1 protein-coding gene is annotated in these 479 nt (G+C 43.2%); it reads left to right on the forward strand.

Going from position 1 to position 479, the window contains the following annotated elements; genetic code table 11:
• The coding region (locus N824_RS34385) for an Ldh family oxidoreductase (RefSeq protein ID WP_048906424.1) at positions 1–479 on the forward strand (479 nt) is incomplete at both ends.

Here is a 479-nt window from a genome sequence, read left to right on the forward strand (position 1 = left end):
TGGTAGTTGCTCCTTTTGCTATGAAAGTAGCAATTGAAAAAGCACGTATTTATGGCAGCGGATGGGTTGCCGTTAAAAATTCAAACCATTTTGGAATTGCTGGCTATCATTCGTTAATGGCTGTTGAACAGGAAATGATTGGGATTAGCATGACTAATGCAAGCCCTCTTGTTGCACCTACTTATGCCAATGAACGTTTGCTGGGCACCAACCCTATGTGCTATGCTTTCCCTGCAGGCAAATACCCTCCTGTTATAGTTGATATGGCAACTGCCGCAGCGGCAAATGGAAAACTGGAGATTGCTCAAAGAGCAAATCAGCCAATTCCTGAAGGATGGGTACAGGACGCTTCGGGTAATACTTCTACAAATCCGCATCAATTAAAAGAAGGTGGTTCTTTACTGCCTCTTGGTAGCGACAAAGATCATGGAAGCCATAAAGGTTATGGTTTAAGTGCTACTGTGGATATTTTATCGGCA

Source organism: Pedobacter sp. V48 (assembly GCF_000523515.1).
Taxonomy (GTDB): Bacteria; Bacteroidota; Bacteroidia; order Sphingobacteriales; family Sphingobacteriaceae; genus Pedobacter.